Origin of the sequence: Lacinutrix venerupis (assembly GCF_003663945.1) — a bacterium.
Classification (GTDB): Bacteria; Bacteroidota; Bacteroidia; order Flavobacteriales; family Flavobacteriaceae; genus Lacinutrix; species Lacinutrix venerupis.
Genome location: NZ_RCCH01000017.1, coordinates 1 through 1820 on the forward strand (window position 1 = coordinate 1; position 1820 = coordinate 1820).

The following is a 1820-nucleotide window of genomic DNA, read 5'->3' on the forward strand; positions in this document are numbered from 1 at the left end:
GTAACGGTAACAGTAACACCAACACCAGATGCAGAAGACGATACCGCAACAACAGAAGAAGATACACCAGTAGATATCGATGTATTAGACAACGACGATTTAGGAACAGAACCAACAACCATCACAGCAGTTACTACACCAGCCAATGGAACAGCAACTATCAATGATAATGGTACACCAGCAGATCCAAGTGATGACTATGTGGTTTACACACCAAATGCAGACTTCGATGGTCCAACCGATACGTTCGATTACACAATTACAGATGCTAATGGAAATGAGTCAACAGCAACGGTAACGGTAACAGTAACACCAACACCAGATGCAGAAGACGATACCGCAACAACAGAAGAAGATACACCAGTAGATATCGATGTATTAGACAACGACGATTTAGGAACAGAACCAACAACGATCACAGCAGTTACTACACCAGCCAATGGAACAGCAACTATTAATGATAATGGAACACCAGCAGATCCAAGTGATGACTATGTGGTTTACACACCAAATGCAGACTTCGATGGTCCAACCGATACGTTCGATTACACAATTACAGATGCTAATGGAAATGAGTCAACAGCAACGGTAACGGTTACTGTAACACCAACACCAGATGCAGAAGACGATACAGCGACAACAGAAGAAGATACACCAGTAGATATCGATGTATTAGACAACGACGATTTAGGAACAGAACCAACAACGATCACAGCAGTTACTACACCAGCCAATGGAACAGCAACTATCAATGATAATGGAACACCAGCAGATCCAAGTGATGACTATGTCGTTTACACACCAGATGCAGACTTCGATGGTCCAACCGATACATTCGATTATACAATTACAGATGCTAATGGAAATGAGTCAACAGCAACGGTAACGGTAACAGTAACACCAACACCAGATGCAGAAGACGATACAGCGACAACAGAAGAAGATACACCAGTAGATATCGATGTATTAGACAACGACGATTTAGGAACAGAACCAACAACGATCACAGCAGTTACTACACCAGCCAATGGAACAGCAACTATCAATGATAATGGTACACCAGCAGATCCAAGTGATGACTATGTCGTTTACACACCAAATGCAGACTTCGATGGTCCAACCGATACGTTCGATTATACAATTACAGATGCTAATGGAAATGAGTCAACAGCAACGGTAACGGTAACAGTAACACCAACACCAGATGCAGAAGACGATACCGCAACAACAGAAGAAGATACACCAGTAGATATCGATGTATTAGACAACGACGATTTAGGAACAGAACCAACAACGATCACCGCAGTTACTACACCAGCCAATGGAACAGCAACTATCAATGATAATGGAACACCAGCAGATCCAAGTGATGACTATGTCGTTTACACACCAGATGCAGACTTCGATGGTCCAACCGATACATTCGATTATACAATTACAGATGCTAATGGAAATGAGTCAACAGCAACGGTAACGGTAACAGTAACACCAACACCAGATGCAGAAGACGATACAGCGACAACAGAAGAAGATACACCAGTAGATATCGATGTATTAGACAACGACGATTTAGGAACAGAACCAACAACGATCACCGCAGTTACTACACCAGCCAATGGAACAGCAACTATCAATGATAATGGTACACCAGCAGATCCAAGTGATGACTATGTCGTTTACACACCAAATGCAGACTTCGATGGTCCAACCGATACGTTCGATTATACAATTACAGATGCTAATGGAAATGAGTCAACAGCAACGGTAACGGTAACAGTAACACCAACACCAGATGCAGAAGACGATACCGCAACAACAGA

The 1820-nt window shown here is 42.5% G+C and carries 1 protein-coding gene; it reads left to right on the forward strand.

What is annotated here, in order from left to right; genetic code table 11:
* The coding region (locus tag CLV86_RS14140) for an Ig-like domain-containing protein (RefSeq protein ID WP_121053310.1) at positions 1-1820 on the forward strand (1820 nt) is incomplete at both ends.